General features: G+C 41.7%; 22 protein-coding genes. 12 read left to right on the top strand and 10 right to left on the bottom strand.

Going from position 1 to position 20,928, the window contains the following annotated elements; translation table 11 throughout:
- Position 1 precedes the first annotated feature (1 nt).
- The 4 genes from CVN76_RS18945 to treR all read left to right on the top strand — a co-directional run bounded on the left by CVN76_RS18945 (position 2) and on the right by treR (position 5,286).
- Complete coding sequence (locus tag CVN76_RS18945; RefSeq protein WP_100532565.1) at positions 2-1,111, top strand: DNA alkylation repair protein; 1,110 nt, start codon at positions 2-4, stop codon at positions 1,109-1,111.
- 230 nt (positions 1,112-1,341) lie between these two features.
- Positions 1,342-2,793 carry a PTS system trehalose-specific EIIBC component gene (treP, locus tag CVN76_RS18940; RefSeq protein ID WP_100532564.1) on the top strand — a complete coding sequence of 484 codons (1,452 nt, stop codon included), beginning with the start codon at positions 1,342-1,344 and terminating at the stop codon, positions 2,791-2,793.
- Between the two features lie 81 nt (positions 2,794-2,874).
- The gene (treC, locus tag CVN76_RS18935; protein ID WP_100532563.1) at positions 2,875-4,557 is read left to right on the top strand and encodes an alpha,alpha-phosphotrehalase; all 1,683 of its coding nucleotides are present in this window, start codon (positions 2,875-2,877) and stop codon (positions 4,555-4,557) included.
- A 15-nt stretch (positions 4,558-4,572) separates the two neighbouring features.
- Entirely contained in the window at positions 4,573-5,286 is a 714-nt protein-coding gene (gene treR, locus CVN76_RS18930) for a trehalose operon repressor (protein WP_100532562.1), read from the top strand.
- 128 nt (positions 5,287-5,414) lie between these two features.
- Here treR and CVN76_RS18925 read toward each other — a convergent pair whose 3' ends face one another.
- Together CVN76_RS18925 and CVN76_RS18920 are read right to left on the bottom strand one after the other, a co-directional pair.
- Complete coding sequence (locus CVN76_RS18925) at positions 5,415-5,768, bottom strand: DMT family transporter (protein WP_100532561.1); 354 nt, start codon at positions 5,766-5,768, stop codon at positions 5,415-5,417.
- A gap of 28 nt (positions 5,769-5,796) precedes the next feature.
- Complete coding sequence (locus CVN76_RS18920) at positions 5,797-6,126, bottom strand: DMT family transporter (protein ID WP_061141718.1); 330 nt, start codon at positions 6,124-6,126, stop codon at positions 5,797-5,799.
- A gap of 455 nt (positions 6,127-6,581) precedes the next feature.
- On the opposite strand from CVN76_RS18920, the gene dnaN reads away from it, so the two are divergent.
- Positions 6,582-7,718, top strand: a complete 1,137-nt coding sequence (gene dnaN / locus CVN76_RS18915; protein WP_100532560.1) for a DNA polymerase III subunit beta — start codon at positions 6,582-6,584, stop codon at positions 7,716-7,718.
- Between the two features lie 82 nt (positions 7,719-7,800).
- Here the strand turns inward: dnaN and CVN76_RS18910 are convergent, their stop codons facing one another.
- The 5 genes from CVN76_RS18910 to CVN76_RS18890 form a co-directional block, all read right to left on the bottom strand.
- Positions 7,801-9,015 carry a GAF domain-containing sensor histidine kinase gene (locus CVN76_RS18910; protein WP_232732349.1) on the bottom strand — a complete coding sequence of 405 codons (1,215 nt, stop codon included), beginning with the start codon at positions 9,013-9,015 and terminating at the stop codon, positions 7,801-7,803.
- A gap of 380 nt (positions 9,016-9,395) precedes the next feature.
- Positions 9,396-9,902: an AAA family ATPase gene (locus tag CVN76_RS18905; protein WP_100532558.1), complete on the bottom strand. Its 507-nt coding sequence runs from the start codon at positions 9,900-9,902 to the stop codon at positions 9,396-9,398.
- Between the two features lie 197 nt (positions 9,903-10,099).
- On the bottom strand, positions 10,100-10,405 hold the full coding sequence (locus CVN76_RS18900) for a CotD family spore coat protein (RefSeq protein WP_157805705.1): 306 nt from the start codon (positions 10,403-10,405) through the stop codon (positions 10,100-10,102).
- Positions 10,406-10,535: 130 nt separating this feature from the next.
- Entirely contained in the window at positions 10,536-11,462 is a 927-nt protein-coding gene (locus CVN76_RS18895) for a phosphotransferase family protein (protein WP_100532556.1), read from the bottom strand.
- A gap of 76 nt (positions 11,463-11,538) precedes the next feature.
- A complete protein-coding gene (locus tag CVN76_RS18890) occupies positions 11,539-12,603 on the bottom strand; it encodes an ATP-binding protein (protein WP_100532555.1) in 1,065 nt (354 codons plus the stop codon).
- A 330-nt stretch (positions 12,604-12,933) separates the two neighbouring features.
- Here CVN76_RS18890 and CVN76_RS18885 point away from each other — a divergent pair, with 330 nt between their 5' ends.
- The gene (locus CVN76_RS18885) at positions 12,934-13,623 is read left to right on the top strand and encodes an N-acetylmuramoyl-L-alanine amidase family protein (protein ID WP_100532554.1); all 690 of its coding nucleotides are present in this window, start codon (positions 12,934-12,936) and stop codon (positions 13,621-13,623) included.
- Positions 13,624-14,140: 517 nt separating this feature from the next.
- Here CVN76_RS18885 and CVN76_RS18875 read toward each other — a convergent pair.
- Positions 14,141-14,779, bottom strand: a complete 639-nt coding sequence (locus tag CVN76_RS18875) for a LexA family protein (protein WP_100532552.1) — start codon at positions 14,777-14,779, stop codon at positions 14,141-14,143.
- Between the two features lie 133 nt (positions 14,780-14,912).
- On the opposite strand from CVN76_RS18875, the gene CVN76_RS18870 reads away from it, so the two are divergent.
- From CVN76_RS18870 to CVN76_RS18860, 3 genes are all read left to right on the top strand, one after another.
- Positions 14,913-15,137, top strand: a complete 225-nt coding sequence (locus CVN76_RS18870) for a helix-turn-helix transcriptional regulator (RefSeq protein ID WP_057913529.1) — start codon at positions 14,913-14,915, stop codon at positions 15,135-15,137.
- 139 nt (positions 15,138-15,276) lie between these two features.
- Positions 15,277-15,474: a hypothetical protein gene (locus tag CVN76_RS18865; protein ID WP_100532551.1), complete on the top strand. Its 198-nt coding sequence runs from the start codon at positions 15,277-15,279 to the stop codon at positions 15,472-15,474.
- Positions 15,475-16,175: 701 nt separating this feature from the next.
- Positions 16,176-17,693, top strand: a complete 1,518-nt coding sequence (locus CVN76_RS18860; protein WP_157805713.1) for a hypothetical protein — start codon at positions 16,176-16,178, stop codon at positions 17,691-17,693.
- A gap of 152 nt (positions 17,694-17,845) precedes the next feature.
- Here the strand turns inward: CVN76_RS18860 and CVN76_RS18855 are convergent, their stop codons facing one another.
- The gene (locus CVN76_RS18855) at positions 17,846-18,130 is read right to left on the bottom strand and encodes a hypothetical protein (protein ID WP_100532549.1); all 285 of its coding nucleotides are present in this window, start codon (positions 18,128-18,130) and stop codon (positions 17,846-17,848) included.
- Between the two features lie 218 nt (positions 18,131-18,348).
- Between CVN76_RS18855 and CVN76_RS18850 the strand changes: the two genes are divergently transcribed.
- Positions 18,349-18,963, top strand: coding sequence for a glucosaminidase domain-containing protein (locus tag CVN76_RS18850; protein WP_100532548.1), 615 nt, complete (start codon positions 18,349-18,351; stop codon positions 18,961-18,963).
- A 184-nt stretch (positions 18,964-19,147) separates the two neighbouring features.
- Here the strand turns inward: CVN76_RS18850 and lexA are convergent, their stop codons facing one another.
- Positions 19,148-19,771, bottom strand: a complete 624-nt coding sequence (gene lexA, locus CVN76_RS18845) for a transcriptional repressor LexA (protein WP_061141706.1) — start codon at positions 19,769-19,771, stop codon at positions 19,148-19,150.
- Positions 19,772-19,927: 156 nt separating this feature from the next.
- On the opposite strand from lexA, the gene yneA reads away from it, so the two are divergent.
- The gene (gene yneA, locus CVN76_RS18840) at positions 19,928-20,239 is read left to right on the top strand and encodes a cell division suppressor protein YneA (RefSeq protein WP_100532547.1); all 312 of its coding nucleotides are present in this window, start codon (positions 19,928-19,930) and stop codon (positions 20,237-20,239) included.
- Between the two features lie 12 nt (positions 20,240-20,251).
- Entirely contained in the window at positions 20,252-20,908 is a 657-nt protein-coding gene (locus tag CVN76_RS18835) for a YneB family resolvase-like protein (RefSeq protein WP_100532546.1), read from the top strand.
- Positions 20,909-20,928 lie beyond the last annotated feature (20 nt).

Raw genomic sequence — 20,928 nt, 5'->3', positions numbered from 1 at the left:
AATGGCTGAACCATTAAAGGATTTATATAGCGCTGCTTTCATCCGTGAATTCAGTGAAAAAGTGAGAAGCGTCCATCCCCCCTTTCCTGCTCAATCTTTTCGAGAAGATGTGATGAACGAGGAATGGGATGAGATGAAGTTGAAAGAGCGAATCAGGCATATTTCGCTTACACTGGGAAGGCATCTTCCGAGTGATTATCAGGAAGCCCTGAATATCTTATATCAATTGGAAAAAGATTGTGAAGGCTTCAGATATTTATTTTTCCCGGATTTTGTAGAGGTGCATGGGTTGAATAAGGAGAATTGGCTCCTGTCGCTAGAAGCCTTGGAGCGTTTTACCGTTAGGTCTTCTTCTGAATTTGCTGTGCGTGCATTCATCCTGCTTGAGCCCGTGTTAATGATTGCGAAGATGAAGGAATGGGCACAGAATGAGAATGAGCATGTCCGCAGGCTAGCCAGTGAAGGATGCCGGCCGAGGCTGCCTTGGGGACAATCTTTACCGATGTTCAAGGCAGATCCGCAGCCGGTGCTGGAACTGCTGGAAAACCTGAAAAACGATCCCTCGCTCTATGTTCGTAAAAGTGTGGCCAATAACTTAAATGATATTGCCAAGGACCATCCGGCTGCCGTCATTCAAATTGCCAAGCGCTGGCATGAGAGCGGGGACGACCTTACGAATTGGATCATCCGGCGAGGGTGCAGATCACTTGTCAAACAAGCGGATCCCGAGGTGCTGGCGATGTTTGGGTACGCGGATGTATGGAGTGACCCGACGATGGTAGCTGCGGCTTTTATTGAAAATGAGCCGGCTTCCATTAAGATCGGGGAGACGAGTGAACTTCATTTTGGCTTTCAGGTGGGAGCCATCAGTACGGTGAAGCTTCGGATTGAGTACGCCATCGATTTTGTGAAAGCGAAGCAAAAAACGTCCCGAAAACTGTTCCTGCTGGCAGATAGGAATTTTGCAGCTGGAGAGGGCGTTGATAGAGTGAAAATTCACAATTGGAAGGATTTAACCACACGCCGTCATTATGAGGGCTTCCATAAGATCTCGCTTCTTGTGAATGGAGTGGAAGTTGCAGAAACGAATCTCACGCTTACATTGTCATGAGCAAAACTGCTGTATGGCCCGTAATGCGAAAGAAAACCGAATGATTTTCAAACCTTTTCCCGGCGGAATTCGGGGAAAGGCTTTTTATTTTTTCAAAGGATATAGGATGGTTGAAAAAAAGTGGTTGACACACCTGTACGTACAGGATAAGATGAAAGCGTAACCAAATCTTGTACGTACAGGTTTGGGGGACTAATATATTTTACTTTCTAAGGAAGGGAAGTACTCAAATGGGTAAATATACAGAACCAGCAGGGGATTTGCTCCAATATGTCGGAGGGAAAGAGAATATCGCCACCGTCACGCATTGTGCGACTAGAATGCGATTCGTACTGAAAGATACAGCAAAGGCGGATGTAACGAATATTGAATCAATCAAACTAGTAAAAGGAACCTTTACACAAGCCGGGCAGTTCCAGGTCATCATCGGCAATGAAGTATCATCCTTTTATAATGAATTCGTTTCGATAGCCGGCTTGCAGGAAGCATCGAAAGAAGACGTGAAAGCGGCAGCTAAACAGAATATGAGCTGGCTGCAGCGCTTGGTTGCCCATCTTGCGGATATTTTCACACCGCTGATTCCAGCCATAGTCGTCGGGGGCCTCATTCTTGGTTTCCGCAATATCATCGGGGATATTAAAATGTTCGATGATGGCACGAAGACGCTTGTGGAGATTTCCCAATTTTGGTCAGGGGTCCATGCTTTCCTTTGGCTGATTGGCGAAGCTATATTTCATTTTCTTCCAGTTGGGATCACGTGGTCCATTTCGAAGAAAATGGGCACCACGCAAATTCTCGGAATTGTCCTTGGTTTGACGCTCGTTTCTCCGCAGCTTCTTAATGCATATGCAGTGGCAGGGACAAAAGCAAGTGACATCCCGTTTTGGGATTTTGGTTTCGCCCAAGTCGATATGATCGGCTATCAAGCCCAGGTCATTCCGGCGATACTGGCAGGCTTCGTTTTAGCTTATTTAGAGCGGTTCCTGAGAGATCGAGTGCATAATTCCATTTCCATGATCGTCGTTCCATTTTTTGCTTTGCTTCCAACCGTGATCATTGCCCATACCGTTTTAGGGCCTATCGGCTGGAAAATCGGCACAGTCATTTCATCAGTTGTATACTCTGGTCTGACTTCATCGTTTGGTTGGCTATTCGCTGCCGTTTTCGGCTTTGCGTATGCACCGCTTGTCATCACCGGTTTGCATCACATGACAAACGCAATCGATTTGCAGCTTATGAGTGAATTGCACGGGACGAACCTTTGGCCGATGATCGCTTTATCGAACATTGCTCAAGGAACGGCTGTACTTGCGATGATTTACATCAATAGAAAGGACGAGGAGGAAAGACAAGTGTCGATCCCAGCCACAATTTCATGCTATCTCGGGGTAACCGAGCCTGCCATGTTCGGGATTAACTTGAAATACGGCTTCCCGTTCCTGGCCGGAATGATTGGTTCAATGTTTGCAGGCATCGTATCCGTCGGATCTGGTGTGATGGCCAACTCCATCGGGGTTGGCGGGATACCGGGTATCCTTTCCATCCAGCCAAAGCATATGGGAATGTTTGCAGTGGCGATGCTGGTTGCCTTCATCGTGCCGTTCATTTTGACCATCGTCTTTTCCAAGCGGCCTCAAATGAACTTGAAAACGAGAACGAAACCAACGAAATTAAATGCGTAACCATGCAAAGGGGGAGGAGTCTCCCTCTTTTTTTATCATACTGGCAAAAGGTCGTTTGAAATAGCAGAGGAGGATTTTACAATGAAGGATTTTAAAAAAAGCACCGTGTATCAAATTTATCCGAAATCATTCAAGGATTCCAACGGGGACGGCATCGGGGATATCAATGGTGTGATTGAAAAAATGGATTACCTCGAGTTACTTGGAGTTGATTATATTTGGCTGACGCCATTTTACCGTTCACCGCAAAATGATAACGGCTATGATGTAGCGGATTATACATCCATCGATCCAGCGTTCGGGACAATGGCTGATTTCGAGAGATTGGTGAAGGCTGCCCAATCAAGGAATATGGAAATCATGCTGGATATGGTATTCAACCATACATCCACAGAGCATGAGTGGTTCCAAAAGGCATTGGCAGGCGATAAGGCGTATAAGGATTATTATATTTTTAAAAAATCGCCCGACGGCGAACCGCCTACGAATTGGATTTCGAAATTTGGCGGCCCAGCATGGGAATATGTAGAAGAATTCGATGAATATTACCTTCACTTGTTCGACCGTACACAAGCTGACCTAAACTGGGAAAATCCTAAAGTGAGGCAAGAAATCTATGATGTTGTTAACTTTTGGATGGAAAAGGGTGTGAAAGGGTTCCGCCTGGATGTCATCAATCTCATTTCCAAGCCCGGCTTATTCGAAAATGATTTGGAAGGGGACGGCCGCTGCTTTTATACGGATGGCCACAAAATCCATCAATACCTTAAAGAAATGAATGAAGAAACGTTTGGGAAAGATGAAAAAGTGGTGACGGTAGGAGAAATGTCATCGACGACGATCGATCATTGCATCCAATATTCCGCTCCTGATGAGAAGGAGCTGTCCATGGTATTCAACTTCCATCATCTCAAGGTGGATTACATGGATGGGGAAAAGTGGTCCATTGCCGATTTTGACTTCAGGATGTTAAAGGAAATCCTCAGCAGCTGGCAATACGGCATGCAAGAAGGTAACGGATGGAATGCACTCTTCTGGTGCAACCATGACCAGCCACGAATATTGTCCAGGTTTGGGAATGATGAGAAATATCAAAAGCAATCGGCCAAGATGCTGGCAACAGCGATCCATATGCTCAGGGGAACGCCTTACATATATCAAGGCGAGGAAATAGGAATGACGAATCCGAAGTTCACCGACATTGAACAATATCGCGATGTCGAATCGATTAATTATTTCAATATTTTAAAAGAAGAAGGAAAAGATGAAGAAGAAATAATGGAAATTCTCCAAGCTAAGTCCCGTGACAATTCCCGGACCCCGATGCAGTGGGAAAATGCGGAGCATGCAGGCTTCACGACGGGGACGCCATGGATTGAAGTCCCAGATCATGCAAAGGCAATCAACGTTGAGCATTCACTGAGCGATCAAGATTCGATTTTCTATCATTACCAAAAACTAATATGTTTACGGAAGAAACATGATATCATTGCATATGGGGAATACCAGGAAATCCTTGGCGAACATCCCGAATTATTCGCTTATATCCGCAGTCATGAAGATGAGAAGCTTCTGGTCATCAATAATTTTTATGCAAAAGAAGCGTTTTTCGAGATGCCAAAGGATGCAAACCTGACCGGCTTCAAGTCAGAGCTTCTAATTTCCAACTATGGCGATTCAAAAGAGCTTGCTGATCAATGTGTGCTGAGGCCCTATGAATCGGTGGTCTATTTGTTGGAAAAGGGACAGCCGGTTAACAAATAATATTGTGGTGATGAAATGAACAGCAAATACCTATCACTATATGGTGATATCGTTACAAAGATTGAAGAAAAAACTTTTTCCGCCAATGAAAAGCTTCCTTCCGAAAGCAGCTTCATGGAAGAGTATGGTATTTCAAGGGATACTGTGAGGAAGGCTTTGAATTTACTCGAACAAAATGGGTATATTCACAAAATCAAGGGCAAGGGATCTTACGTGCTCGATATCAACAAATTCAATTTTCCTGTGGCAGGATTGATTTCCTTTAAGGAAATGGCGGAGAAGCTGAATCTGCATTCCAAAACGATCATTCATACGCTGGAGCTTGAGTCCCCGGACTCAAACATGATGAAGCATCTTGACCTAACGAAAGATCAGGATATATGGAAGGTTTTTCGGATTCGGCAAATCAATGGCAAAAAAATCATCCTTGATAAAGATTATTTCAATAGTGAGCTTGTCCCTAAGCTGACAAAGGAAATCAGTGAGGATTCGATTTATCGATATATCGAGGGAGAACTGGGGCTTCAGATTGGATTTTCGAATAAGGAAATCACCGTGGAGCCATGCAGTGACGAAGATAAACAGCTATTGGATATTGAAGACTATGATATGGTCGCCGTCGTGAGAAGTACTGTCCATTTAATGGATGGAAGTTTGTTTCAGTATAGTGAATCCAGGCATAGGCCGGATAAATTCAAGTTCACCGACTTTGCACGGCGGACTTGGTAAAGACTTCAGCCGTATATGCCCAATAGTTCAAGACAAAAGGGGGTTCGGAATTTAACATTTCCGAACCCCCTTTTTACCTGTCAAATTCCGCCTTGAGTTGGCCATTTTGTACCTTTCATCTAGCTGTTTCATTCAGTTAGAGATGATTTCTTTGTTTGCTTCGAAGAATGGGAAGCGTTCAATAAAGCAACTCCGCCAATGATTAAGATTAACCCGCCTAACGTAAGTGTACTAAAGGGCTCATCCCAGAGAATAACGCCTATCAACGCAGTTAAAGCGGTGCCGATTCCAGACCAAATGGCATAAGCCAAGCTTAACGGAATCGTTTTAAGACATAAGGATAGGCAATAAAACGCCGTTCCGAAGCCCAGGATAACCCCTAATGTCGGGAAAAAATTAGTGAATCCATCAGATATCTTAAGCATGGTCGTCCCAAATACTTCGGTTATGATGGATATCCCCAGTGCAATGTACCCTTTCATTCCATTACCTCCAATATAATTAAAAACGTTATTGAGAATCACCAGCAGCAAGCTTCAAAATGACGACTCCGCCAATGATCAAAAGTAAACCTATGAATTTTTTCAGATTGAAGCTTTCTTTATAAACGATTACCCCCACTAAAGCTGTTAATGCGGTTCCAATGCCGGACCATATCGCATACGCCGTTCCAAGTGGAATGGTCATGAGGGATATGGATAGGCAATAAAAGGCTAAACCCATTCCGATTATGACACCCAAGGAAGGGAAAAACCGTTTAAATCCGTTCGATCCTTTTAACATGGAGCTGCCAAACACTTCACTTACAATCGCTATTGCCAAAAATGCATATGGATACAAAATGATCTCCTCCTATATTGCTGTACATGAATTTTTAAATTACTTCCTCAAGCATCTTATCATCTAAGGTAGCCATATAAAAAGTCTCTCAACAAAATGTAACATCTATTATTGTTCAGCATGTCACAGCGGTTCACATGCAATCTTGCTTCCCTATTCCTTTTCGATGCTGTTCAAGGGTAATCTATCATTTCCAAGAACTGAATGGATATTCCATGCTTTTTGCTGCAGCTCTGCTTGAAGAAGCAAGCTAGTGCTCAATATATCACATAATAGAGTGCATAAGAGAAGGAAACACCAAATGAATCAAAACTGTCTGAGTGGTGTTGTCAACTCCGATGTGATGAAAGCCTAACTCGTGCTGCAAACTTTGTTTGTAAAAAAGGTCAAAAAGGGGTTCTTAGGAAATTTGTCGAATAGAGTTTATAAACGAATATCAAGGAGTGGTTTTTCTTATGGAATTTATGGTTAACAAAAACTGCCTTCATCAAGCTCTTTCAGCTGTCGGGCATGCAATTTCCACAAAAACGACACCATCCATCTTAACAGGGATAAAGATAGTCGCAAATGTGGATGGATTAATCCTCCTAGGCAGCAATTCAGACATTATCATCGAAAAAACCATTCCAGTTACGCTTGGCGGTGAAAGAGTATTGGAGGTGTATGATAAGGGAAGTGTCGTCTTACCAGCAAAATATTTAAGTGATATCATCCAAAAATTATCCGATGACATCCATGTTAAGCTCAACGCAAACCATTCAGTAACGATTAAATCGGCTGAAATCGTTACTGATCTTAATGGTTTCAATTCGACAGAATATCCTGATCTTCCGTTCATTGATGATTCCGCATTCATTGAGGTACACAGTGAAGGATTGCAGGAAATCATTAAGCAGACGGCTTTTGCCGTATCCAAAAGCGAGTCCAGGCCTGCTCTGGCAGGAGTCAATATGACATTCAAGGAAAATTTGCTTTGTTGCGTGGCGACGAATTCGCATCGCTTGGCGTCAAGCGAGCTAGCGTTAGAGACCAAAATAACTGGTTCGTTCATTGTCCCAAGTAAGAGCCTGAATGAGCTGACCAAATTAATGAATGATGAAGCGGGTGTCGTACATATTTTTGTTTCAAAAAGTTACGTCGGATTCAAATCAAGTCATATTTCACTTTTTACAAGGTTGATAGAAGGCAGCTTTCCTAATGTATTGGAAATGCTGCCAAGAGATTCGAAAACGACCGTCATCATGGACACTAATAAACTATTAAAAGGGGTTGATAGAGCCTGTCTCTTTGCAAGGGATTGCCGAAATAACAATGTACACTTAGATCTCTTGGAGGGCAATAAATTACAGATTTCTTCCAATTTAACGGAACGAGGCAAAATAAAAGAAATCCAAACTATCAACGGCATAAAAGGTGTAGCAGAGGTAAATGTTTCACTTGATGGATATTTCTTATTGGATGCCTTGAAGGTGATAAAGGAAAAAGAAGTCAAACTAAGCTTTGGCGGTGCCATGAAACCAGTCCTAATCGAGCCTGTCGATGGTTCTTCACAGCTTCATTTCATTTCACCTGTAAGATCACCATCAGCTTGATGGGTACATAGAAGAAAGTAAAAGATGGATACCGCCAATTTTCGCCACGGTATCCATCGTATAAATAATCAACGAGCAGTTACTAGGTTAATGCTGGCAGCTTTATTTCGAAGGAGAATGTCGAGCCTTGTTCACTAGTCTCTTCAAGCCAAATGCTTCCATCCATCATTTCCGTCAATCGTTTACAGATGGAAAGGCCAAGCCCCGTCCCTGTTTTGAATGTTGCCGGGCCTTTTGGATACACTTGATTGAAAGGCTTAAAAAGGCTCGCTACTTGATCATTTGGAATACCGTTTCCTGAATCCTTTACATGGAAAGATAAATGGATGAAATCAGGATTGTTTTCTCCAGTCATTAAGGTGACGGAAATGTTAATGTTGCCATCATCCGTATACTTAATGGCGTTTTCTATTAAATTTACAAGGATTTGACGGATTTTATGATCATCGCCCAATAATACCATCGGAATCTCCGGATCGATATCACTAAGTAATTTCATTCCTTTTTTATCGGCTTCAGCTTTGAATGATTTGAATACTTGTTCTACACAGAAGTGGATATCAAAAGGCTGGATGTTCATTTCCATTTTACCTGTATCCATTTTAGAATAATTCAATATATGACTTACCATCGTAAGCAGCGCCTTGCCGCTCGTTTCGATGATTTCCGTATATTCTTTTTGTTCGTCCGTCATTTCAGTAGAATGCAGCAGCTCCGTCATTCCCAAAATTCCGATCATGGGATTTTTAATTTCTTGACTGAGGACAGCCAGTAAATCGGATTTATCCTTACTGAGTTTATCAATTTGGAGTGATGCCAAACGCAGCTCCATTTCATCCATGACGATCTGGGCAAGGGACCGGAGAATTTCCAGTTCTTGTTCCGTGATGGCACGCGGCTTATAATCAATGACACAAAGCACGCCAAGATTATGGTTGTCATGCGTATTCAAAGGGATGCCGGCATAAAAACGGAACCCGTTTTCTCCTGCCACCAAAGGGTTTGCAAGCGATCGTGGATCTAAACTGGCATCTTTAAGTATATAAGGAACATTGTGAAGTATGGCTGAAGCACAGAGACCTGGCTCCCTTTCGATTTCCTCCACATCCAAGCCATGATGGGACTTGAACCATATCCGATCCTCGTCGACAAGGCTGGTAATGGCGATAGGTACATTCAGGAGCTGTGATGCAAGGGCCGTAACCCTATCGAAAGCGCCATCCGGCGGTGTATCAAGTATTTGATACCGCTGTAGGGCATTTATACGTTCTTTTTCATGTGGGGTAATTTCCATCATGTTCAATTAATTTTCCTCCTATGTCTCAAAGATTGCCATGCGCACAGTAAAGTGGTTCATGACATGAGACATTCCTATGCAGCATATACCATGATTTCATGGAGAATGACAAAAGCCCTATATTTGATGGAAGACTTATCGTCCATTCATGCATTCTTATACTGATGCTCCCATTATATCATTTAATAGGCGGAGCGGTTCGAATAATGTAGGACTTGTCCTTTACTACCCAGCCCGGAATGCTAAGCAATAAAAATCAATACCTTTTCTTAGAAAAGAGAAAAAACAACATGATGGACAACTTCAATGAAAGACTTATTGTGCGTAAAATAAGTAGCTAATAAACCGTAATTGTTACATTCCGGATTTCAACTTATTCTTTATTTAGGCATGTTTTTCAGTATCCATTTTTTAATCAGCTTGGCCACTTGGGGTGGAGAAGTGCTGGATGTATCTATTACTGGGATGGGAGGAGAGGATGTTTGAGCTTCCTGAACCAATTTTTCAGATAGTACATTCATATATTCGATGCTATTTTCCGTCCATTTCTCCCGTGCCGCTAACCGTTCTGTGCGCGCTTTGTCATTACAATAAAGATGTAGATAATGCACAGGACCAAAAAAAGGGAAGTGATCACAGATTTCTACGTTATATGGGTCAGGTACATGGCCAAACAAAACGGTATTCCGCCCGGAATATGCACTATAATAGGCAATCTTTAACCAATTATCACAAGCTTGCTGATAATTTTCATCATTTACAATAAGATCCATATCAAAAACATTTACATTTAAATCAACCATGATTTTCTGTAGTTCCAATGAGGTTGCCGATTTACCGGAACCACTGATGCCAGTCACAATAAAAATAGGGTACGTTATGATCATCACCTTCCAATTTGTTAAAGGGAATGGGTTACTGATATCCCATAAGATAGTTACACCTTATGTATCATATGTTGATGCTCTGGAATTGCATCTTTCGTATACCTAGAGCGAAAAAAAAGCTTGAACGCTTTTTCCAACTTTAAATGGGGGCAGGGCGATAATCCATAATAAAAAACCCCGGATCGGGGTTTTGTTTGTTAATATCTGAACCGGTTCCTCGTAAAATTGCCTGGGGGAGCACCAACCAAGCCTTGGGGGGCATATCCATTCATGCCGTTACAACTATGCGGAAAAAAATGTTTATACGTGATGACATGTTTATTTACGGTAGTGGTATGTGCGGGGTGAAAAACTGGAATGACAGTATTAATGATATTCGTTTTAACATAATGTCTTGTTGGGGAAGCTTGAGACGGATCGTACTGTACAGGCATGGTCTGGGGCGGGCAATATTGCGGTGGGCGCTGGCCGCCATGTGGGTGCCCCCATGGTTTATTATACATTTCAACACCTCCCGTAATTTTTTTGGTCATTATTAGTTTATGAAATGAGATGGCAAAGGGACTAGTATAAACGCCTTTTTCTGAAAAATGTCTGTAACGTTGCTGAATATACGATTTCGTTTATAGGGTTTTAGCAATGGCCAACCATTTTCATCGCTTGCTGAACAAATGACGTGTATCGCTCCCGCATGATTTTTTCTTTGTTTTTTTCCAAGCCCCATTCAAGAAACGAAGATAACCGTAATGCCGCATATAATTGCCAGAGTGGTAAGTTGGCCAAATTCAGGTTTGGCATCATGGATACATAGAGGTCGGTGAAGTCATCCATTGCTGCCGCTCCAAAATGAAATAATATTTCAAGCTGGCTATTGGCAAGGTCAGCCAAAGGATCACCTAAGGCTGCGTCTTCCCAGTCGATTACCGAAGCGAGGGTATCTTCAAAGAATAATATATTTCCTGGCCAATAATCACCATGAAGGATTACATCTCTATTCAATGAGGGAACTGGAATGGCTGATTTTAATACATGGAGCATCAAGCTGTTATTTAAGGTTTCATCCATATTTGACCCTTTTTCGTGGATCATTTTTTCATACAATTCTTTTTGTTTAGGAAGAAAAGAGAGCTCAAGATGTTCACATTCGAGACGATGAATGTGAACTAGATTGGCTGCGAGCTGGAAAATATAATCCGCCAGGTTGGACGGGGCAAACTCCGGCCCGCCCTCCACATATTCAATAAGTAAACATGGCTTGGTAAAAGCTCCCCCAGCTTGCTCAAAATAATAAGGTGTTGGAACGGGCAACCCTTCGTTTGTCAATATTTCCAAAAGCCTGTACTCATCCGCCGCAATATGGGGGTTGCGTTTTAAGTCATTCTCGCCATGCTGACGGACGATCATTTGTACGATTCTTCCTGTAGGTTGTAATACTTCCAACCTTGTAACTTGTGCGGATATTCCCCCTTTTAAATCCCATGAACGAATAAGCTTGTTTGCTTGATCCAACTTCTGCACCAATTGTTCAAACCTAATCGTTTCATATGCTCTGAAGTCCATCACTGCGACACTCCTTTTCGACTGAACGATAGATTGTAAGGTAACCTGACTGACAAAAGCATGGTAGCGTATTCTTTTATGTACTTGCTACTTTTCCGGGCAATATAATGGTAACTTCGGTCCCGGTGCCTACATCGCTTTTAAATTCAATCGTACCTTGATGTAATTCGATTATCCTTCTGCAAATCATCAGTCCCAATCCAGTGCCCTTTTCTTTTGTGGTATAAAAAGGTTCGAACAATCTTTTGAGTCTGTCGCTCGTAATCCCGTTACCTTTATCCGTAATATGGATGAAAAATTTTTCATCGGATGCCTGTCCCAAGGAAATCTTGATCTCTTCTCCGTTTTCCTCAGTAGCTTCAATCGAATTTTGGATAAGATTAATCAATACCTGCTTCATTAGATTTTGGTCGCATACAGCCGTAATTTCCTCCGATTGAGAGTCAAAATTGATCCTGATTCCTTTCAAATTTGACTGTGGTTCCATGAATTTATTGACATCTGCAATAAGCGAGTTGATATTGTTCGTGCTGACTTTCATGGTTTCATCAGGTTTTGCGATAAACATAAATTCATTTACAATGCTGTTGATCCTATCCAATTCCCTCATCATGATTCCAAGATATTCATGTATGCTCGCGTCATCAACACGTTCGCTTATGATTTGGGTAAATCCAATGATGGAAGTTAGCGGGTTGCGGATTTCATGAGCTATACCAGCAGCCAATTCGCCCACTACAGCCAATTTTTCAAGCTCCAGAAGCTTGTTTTCATTTCTTTTCTTATCTGTGATATCGATTGCCGTTCCGATGACCTCGGTTACTTCACCATTCACCATTAAAGGATTCAGTGACGCAACGTAATGAATATCACCGACTTCGCCTTCATAATTCACCGTTTCTCCATTCCATGCTGTTTCATAAAACCGTTGTTTTATAAGAGCTTGTTTCATTGGCAAAAAGTCAGATAATTTTTTCCCGATGACCATCGCGGTTGGCGTGATTGATTTTGTAATGAAATCGCCTTCAACGAAAGTGTGTATGAAGTCGTTATCTTTTTTAATGAATTTGAATAAGAATCCATTTCTCGGGATAAGGTCCCGGTAGTCATTATCCAATGCCTTGTTATCATTCTTTTCCATGTCTCAGCTCCATTATAAGGATATGTACAGTGAAACGGATTTGATCGCACGACCATTATTGATGGAAGTTCTTGTTAAGATTTTACCAAAGTAAAATAATAGAAGGAAGCTTTTTTCAGGTTGTTTCAAATGCATAATGTAAAGCGGCTAAAATACGCGGGGAGGTACAATTTTAAATAAATCCGGCGAGGTGAAGGCATCAGCTGCATGAGCAGAGGCGCCGTTTCGAAACATCAAAAATTTCTTGAACTAGAGATTTTTTTTTAGCTGTTGGTGTACGTGTACAAGCATTTATCAATCCGGTACATAAGATTAATAGAGGTGATTGAAATGGTAAAAATATTTATTGATCCCGGACACGGCGGTAGCGATCCAGGTTCTGTAGGAAATGGCTTGAAGGAAAAAGACCTAACATTATCCATCGCGACTCGAATCAAGGACATCCTGCTGATTGAATATACGAACGTTTTCGTAAAGATGAGCAGGACATCAGATACATTTCCCTCTTTAAGCGATCGGACCAATCAAGCGAACGCTTGGGAAGCCGACTTCTACCTTGCCATCCATATCAATGCTGGCGGCGGCACTGGATATGAGGATTATATCTATACGTCAACGAGCAGCGAGACGAAAACGTATCAAGATATCATTCATACAGAGGTCATGAAGCTGATCAACATTCCGGACAGGGGACAAAAAACAGGGGATTTACATGTACTTCGTGAAACGGACATGCCTGCGCTTCTAACCGAAAGTGGTTTTGTCGATAATGTCAATGATGCAGCCAAGTTAAAAACGGCATCATTTATCGAATCCCTTGCTCGCGGGCATGTAAACGGCCTTGTGAAATGCTTCAAGCTTAAGAAAAAAGATACAGCGGTATATCATACTGTTGTTAGCGGCGACACTGTTTACTCTTTAAGCCTGGCTTATGGCAGTACCGTCCAAAAAATCAAAGAGTGGAACGACCTTGACAGCCAGTACACCATTGTCGTAAACCAGAAAGTAAGAGTGAAATGAAATTGCCGTGGAGGAATTTTAACCTCAAATAGAGTATGCCTCTTAAGCAGGAGGCTCAAACTGCGGACAAACTCGGATGGTAAGGGAGTTTGCCTGCGGTTTTTGTTTTGTCCAGTGAACGTTGCTTTCGACTGCAGAAACTAAGCAGCTTAGCAGTGGGGACCGGCATTCAGTCTTGCGCCCCCCGTACCAATGCCAATCCAAGCTGGAGTAATACGGAGGCAGAATCCTGACAATCACGAAGTCTGGAAAGGGTTTGGATTGCAAGGTGAGGAGACAAGAACATTGAAAGCCATCCTCCATAATGAAGAATGGTTTTCAATGTTCTTGATAAATGCCTCTGACGGTTTCGAACCCACTCTCCTTTCTCCGTCCTATCATTATTTTTGCAATGCTGAAACTCATGTATGGTAGGCCCATTTTTACGAAGACATCTACATATGTACAGGAAATAAAAAAGTACAAACCTCTATAAGATTTGTACTTAGTCGATTGGATGGAAATGAACGAAATGATATCAATCGTATAGTTTGATGGCCTGAACCACTTTTCCTAGAATATTGACTTGATCTTTTTTGAAATGATAGGTTTTTTCCTCATAAAAAGGATCAGTACTGCAAGGAATGAGCGTGATTGTTTCTGCTGCAATTCTCACATGCTTGACTGTAGCTTCATGACCATTTACCAAGACTACACCTATATTCCCGTCCTCAAGGTAGCTTGTTTTTTCAACAAGAATCAAGGACCCGTCGCTGAACTCTTTGTTCATGCTGTTTCCTTTTACTCGGAGAAAAAAATAGTCTTTGTTGTTTTTTAGCATCGAATTCAATGTAGGCATATAGGCTTCTATATATTCGTTCGTGAAATTAGGCTCTCCAGCAGGGATATTTCCATATACACCAATTAATCTAACATTCTTTTCGTTCAAAATTTCCATGGAGGAATCCTTTTTAACGATCGGTGTTCCGTCAACGAGGTGAGAAAGCGGTATGTCAAAGCAAGTGGACATCATGCTCAACTTATCCATTAAAGGTTTATTGCGGCCCGACTCCCAGGCGGAAACTGCCGTCGGGGCGACCTTTAATATCTTTGCTAAATCTTCTTGAGTCATTTTTCTTTCTTTTCTAAGTAATTTTATCCGTTCCCCAATGTGCATTTTTCTTCACCTCTCATTTGAATATACACCATGAGTGAAATTGAGTAAACTCATAGTGCGCGAATTTTACAAAAAATTGATAGCAACTATACTTCAAGTGTGATATCATTTTTTATAAAGGAGGTGACAAGATATGACACAGGTTAAATTCACACTTAAGCAAGCTAGGAAGTATAAAGGTTTAACCCAAGATGAAATGGCGAAAGTGCTAAGGATGGCCAAGAGGACATACATTGACTATGAACAATATAAGATTCCTTTAAGGGTCGATAAAGCGTATATGTTCGCTGAATGTGTAGGTTTTTCAATTGATGACATCATTTTTTTTGACCCGGATGTACACTTCAAATGTAGTTGACGAGACAAGGAAGAACTGTGCTTTTTGACGAAAGAGAGGGCAAGCCGGGAATGGATAAAATAATCATGAGCACCCCTAACGTATCGATGGAGTACAAAAATTCATAGTTACGGCGTTTTGTACGGAGTAACGGAGGCAGGTGAAACAACTGGAAAGAGAAATTGAATCTATTGAGGTCATTGATGGATCTGTTGTTAATACCATTGCGATTGGAAATGAAGTTGGCGGGGAAGTCGTTTCAGATATTATCCAACATGATGGAGTGTTCAAATTATACAATGTTAAAGACGAGCTTATCACTGAAATCAAATTACCTGTCATTAGTGTGAAATATTGAAAAGGTGAAGGGGGATTTGTAGCGTAGTGAAAGAAGGTATCCAAGTATTTCAGCATTGCTTTATCAGAATTCTCCCCAACCATCCTCAGATGAAAGCAAATCAATGGAAAGTTAAAAGACTTTAAGTAGTATCCCATCGATGAAAGCCATTTATTGTTGTGAAAAACTTTTACTGACGGCTTATTTCATGGTGACTGGCTTATTGAAAATACCAAGATTAGGGGTACATGGACAGTGGCACATTCGAAGGAATTGGCAGTTAGCATGCTTAATGATGGTCAAGCCCTCTCTACTTTTTAGGAGAAGGGTTTTTCCTCGTTTTTGAGCGATTCATATCCATAAAAATGCCCTGTTGCGGTTTCATTAATGGAGCTGTTACTCGAAGCACCAAGTATAAGTTATAACGGTAGGTTGTGGAAGAGCCTTGAAATTCGAGAGATAAGCATCGTGCTTTATCACTACGACAATGATTTCGACCTAGTATCTTTTTCCCGTTTTTCAAGGAGATGGCAGGTAATGGGTGGCGAACGTACAAATACTATTTAATGAAAGGGCAAATTGGTAAAGGGGGGATTGTCTGTCGTGTAATTTTTAAAAAAAGCAAAGGAAATAGGAGGAGAACTCAATTGAAAAGCAATGTAATCAATTATGTCGTTTTTCTTATCCTCATCGTAACATTCTTAATTCTGGCAAAGCCCGACATGTCCTCTGCTGGAAAATTAAAACCACCCTCTGAAAGATTCACCCCTGGCGATTGGTTTTTGGGGGGGATTCCTCCCAACCATGACAAAAATAAACCGCCGATTGTATTTGTTCAAGGAAAGAATGGCAGTTCTACCAGCTGGTATGGTGAAACGGATTATCACGGGGTCAATGATATGTATACCAAAGCATATGAAGCGGGCTATCAAACCGTTTTTGTACAGCTTCATGATTCAGCCGGAAACGGTTCCGCTAGTCAATACGACAATGGCAGGCTGTTAGCATCCATGCTAAAGGAAATAAGCAAACATTTCGAGGGTGAAAAAGTAAATATCATAGCACATAGCAAAGGGGGCCCGGACACCCAAGCGGCCCTTGTGCACTATGGAGCACACCAATATGTCGGCAGGGTCATCACATTAGCATCCCCTCACCATGGATCGAACCTCGCTGATTTGGCATATAGCTGGTATGCAGGCTGGCTAGGCTCACTGCTGGGGCAAAAAGATGATGGAACGTATTCTTTGCAGGTTGGGAAAATGGCGGAATTTCGTTCTGCAACAGATAACCATATAAACTCCCGGAAAAACATGTATTTCACCGTTGCTGGAATGAATAGAGGACCAGCGTTGACTGCTTTATCACTTGGAGGAGAGTACTTGTCCTCCTATGGAGAAAACGATGGGCTAGTGAATGTCTGGAGCAGCAAAATCCCTTACGCGACACATTTATTTACCAATTCAAACCTGGATCACGATAACATTCGCATGGGGACTGCCGTATTTTCAAGAATCGAGCCGTATTTAAGAAGTACTTCGATTGCATTGGTTCCTGATATGGATATCCAACATAACCTGCAAGCGGAGGATGAGCCCATCACTTCTGCACTCTCTCAAACCGTTTTCGGAGGCGATCTGCAACAAAATGCTTGGAATGAACATAGTTTCCAAGTAGACGAAGCGGTACCAGGTGTTATTACCATATACACGGCCTCAAAAGATGTCGAAATCGAAGTCGTATCTCCGTCTAATGAAAGGCACTCCCTTTCACCCATAGCACATACCGCAAAAAATGAGACTTCCTTTTTTAAGGGAGCAGCCATCCAAACATTTAAAAAAAGTAAGCTGGAAATGGGTACCTGGCGGGTGCGGATGAAAACGAAGTCCCTTTTGGACGCATACTTATTAACAGCACAATTTAACGAACGTGATCCGATTACATTGAGCATGCCTGGAAAAGTTAAACAAAAGGATGCCGAATTTTTCATAAAGAAACCGCTCAATGGTAAAAAGGAGCATGTACTCACAACCTTTAAGGTTCATCTAATCGATGAATTCGGTAAGGAAATCAGCCCAACAACCTCCATGCATATAAAGGGCAATGAAAATTTTTCTGGAACACTTCCGGAGGTGCCTAAATCCGGTGTATATAATGTAACGATCGATATTAAGGAAAAAGGGGCGAATGGTACCGAACGGATACGTACCCTGATTCGTTCGATCTATATTGAAAAATAGCGTGGATGCTTGGAAGATGCCTTTTCTTATAGAAGGCATTTTTTATTTGAAAAAAAGGCGGCGGGAGAGGAAAAAGACATCCAGTACCTACGAGTTAACAAGCCTATGGTGAATCGAATGAAGGCGAGTCTCCTCGATGCTAGACATATTCACTACGTCTTTTGTTTGGATGATCGATAGGATAATATACCAGTTTTGAGGGCGGCATAATTGCCAATGCTTGCATATCCATAAAACCAGCCCATGAAAATGCCTGCAACCAAATGTTGTCGATGGCTGATGAAAATGGAAATGAATAAACCGAGACCTAATGCAATGGTAGGGATGAATTTAGATGGGATATGGAACATGATCTTGACGACCTGTGTAACGATCATGATGATAGGTATCGCTATCACAGCATCCCAAAAGTTTGTATGGATAGTTGGAAAGTCCATCAGTGCACCACCTTAAGTAAGAAATTCTCAAGCTTATTTTTTACCATGTATAAACAAAATATACTATCGTAATATTGATGATTTGGCTCTAATCTTGCAGGCGTGTCCAACTCGATACCAAATTGGCTAAGACGACCTGTAACCTTTCTCATCGCTCTGAATACGATAAGAGTGAAGGCATGCATTAATCTACTAGAGAATCTTTTCGGGAGGTCGGAATGAGCAAGGAAACGTTTATAAATGAAATTGCACCCTATGCCCTGAGAATTCATGAAGAGTTTAAAATTTTACCTTCCGTCATGATAGCCCAAGCATGTTTGGAGAGTGGATATGGGACAAGCACTTTAGCCAATCAAGCAAAAAATATATTCGGTACGAAAGGTGACTATAAAGGCGAATCTATCATCATGCAAACAATCGAATATGTTAATGGAGCACCTGTCCAAGTAAGGAATAAATTCAGAAAGTACCCGACATGGGAGGAAAGTCTTCGCGATCTTGCCAATCTGTATGCATTCGGGACTTCGTGGAATAGAAATTTATATACGGCCGTCATCGGTGAAAAGGATTTTAAAAAAGCCCTCAAGGCAATATACGATGCAGGCTACGCCACAGATCCGAAGTATATTGAAAAACTGGTGAACCTTATTGAAACGAGCGATTTAACCAAGTTTGACTCCATGGTGGGTGAGGTCTATCATATCGTGATAAAAGGGGATACCGTTTCTGCGCTTGCCAAGGCATATGGTTCAACGCAAGTTCAGATTCAGCAGTGGAACGGGCTGGCCGATCTAAACTTAATCAAAGTGAACCAAAGATTAAGAGTAAAATGAACGTTAATCGGGAGGGAGTGCTATGCACTTGCTTTCTTTTTTTGTCTACCGATTGCATAGTGGAAGGGAAATGTGGTCTATTCTAGTAAAAAATAATCCTATCAAAAAAATTAGTTCCCTACGCATAATGAGAGAGTTCTCTACATAAATTAAGAGACAAACAAAAAAAGCGCGGTTAGCGCTTTTAGTGTATTTGCCTATATAAGCCTATCACTTTTCCAAGTATAGATACATCCCGCAGAATGATGGGCTCCATATTCGAGTTCTCTGGCTGCAGCCTTATGTAATCCGGTTCCTTAAAGAATCGTTTTACAGTGGCTTCATCATCTTCAGTCATCGCCACGACGATATCTCCATTATTGGCACTGCTCTGTTGCTTCACGATGACATAATCACCGTCATGAATTCCTGCCTCGATCATACTTTCCCCCATGATTTCAAGCATAAATACATGATCATCATGCGGTACCATGCTTTCGGGAAGCGGAAAGTATTCCTCTATGTTTTCAATTGCCGTTATCGGCATGCCGGCTGTTACTTTACCAAGTAATGGAACGTTCACGACATTGGCTTTCGGAATATTGTTAGCATCCTCCAAATTCAGGATTTCAATGGCCCTCGGTTTGGTTGGATCACGTCTGATCAGTCCTTTGCTTTCCAGACGGGATAAATGTCCGTGTACGGTCGAGCTTGATGCAAGCCCAACTGCTTCGCCGATTTCCCTTACGGATGGCGGATACCCTTTCAGGCGAACTTCTTCTTTAATGAAATCAAGAATATCTTGCTGCCGTTTTGATAGTTTAGTCATATGTGCACCTCTTCCCCAATGTTCTTTGCTTCATTATAGCATGGAGGCCAATTCTATACAAACATAAGTTCGAATTTTGTTGTTGACTGAAACAGGTGTTCTTATTATAATTTAAATATAAAATACGAACGAACATTCGTGTCGGAGGGATTATTCATGAAAAAATTATACAAAAATTATATTTATACGATTCTATTAGCCGGTTCTGTATTCATATTTTCAATTTTATTCTCTTGCACAATAAACGATGATCAAAAAAAGGATTTCCTTTCTATAGAAGTAAGCGAAGGCGATACCTTATGGGAAATCGCCGAAGAATATGAAGGAGCTGATTTGACAAAAAAAGAATTCATTGGTTGGATAGAAGAGCATAATGGTATCAGTGGGGATTCGATTAAACCCGGACAAGTAATCGTGATACCGGTAAAAGGGGAAAAGCTCGTTCAGAATTTGGCCAGTCAGCAGTGAAGGTAGGGTATTATGAAGGCAGTAATCTATTGTAGGGTCAGCACGGAAAAAGAGACACAGGAAACATCATTGGCAAGGCAGGAAGATGAGCTAGTCAAGTTGGCAGGGAAGATGGATTTGGAGGTGGTTGCGGTAATAAAAGAGCAGGCTAGCGGGTATGAGCTAAACCGTGACGGGATTTTTGATATGCTGGAGCTTCTTAAAACCAAGGAAGCTGAAGTCCTATTAATCCAGGACGAGACACGGCTTGGAAGAGGCAATGCCAAAATCGCGCTTTTCCATGTCATCCTTAAAGAAGGCGTGAAAATTTACACGCTTTCGCATGATGGGGAACTTGAGCTATCGGATTCTGATGCCATGGTCATCCAAATAGTCGGGATTGTGGAGGAATATCAAAGGAAGCTACATAATTTGAAAATAAAACGCGGGATGCTAAGGGCTGTCGAAAAAGGCTACCGCCCTCAAAAAAACCTGCATAACCAAAGGAATGCTACTGGAAGGGACCGCAAGGAAATTCCTGTAGTAGAAATCATTAAACTTCGTGAGAACGGATTGACGTTTGCAGAAATTGCAGCCACCTTAAGGGGTTTTGGCTATAAAGTATCCAAGGCTACCGTGAACCGCCGTTATCTCGAACATCAGCAAAATACAGAGGAAAGTCAATCATAGAACTTGTAATTTCGCTTCTT

This window comes from Bacillus sp. mrc49 (genome assembly GCF_002803435.1).
This window is presented reverse-complemented; position numbering and strand designations above follow the sequence as displayed.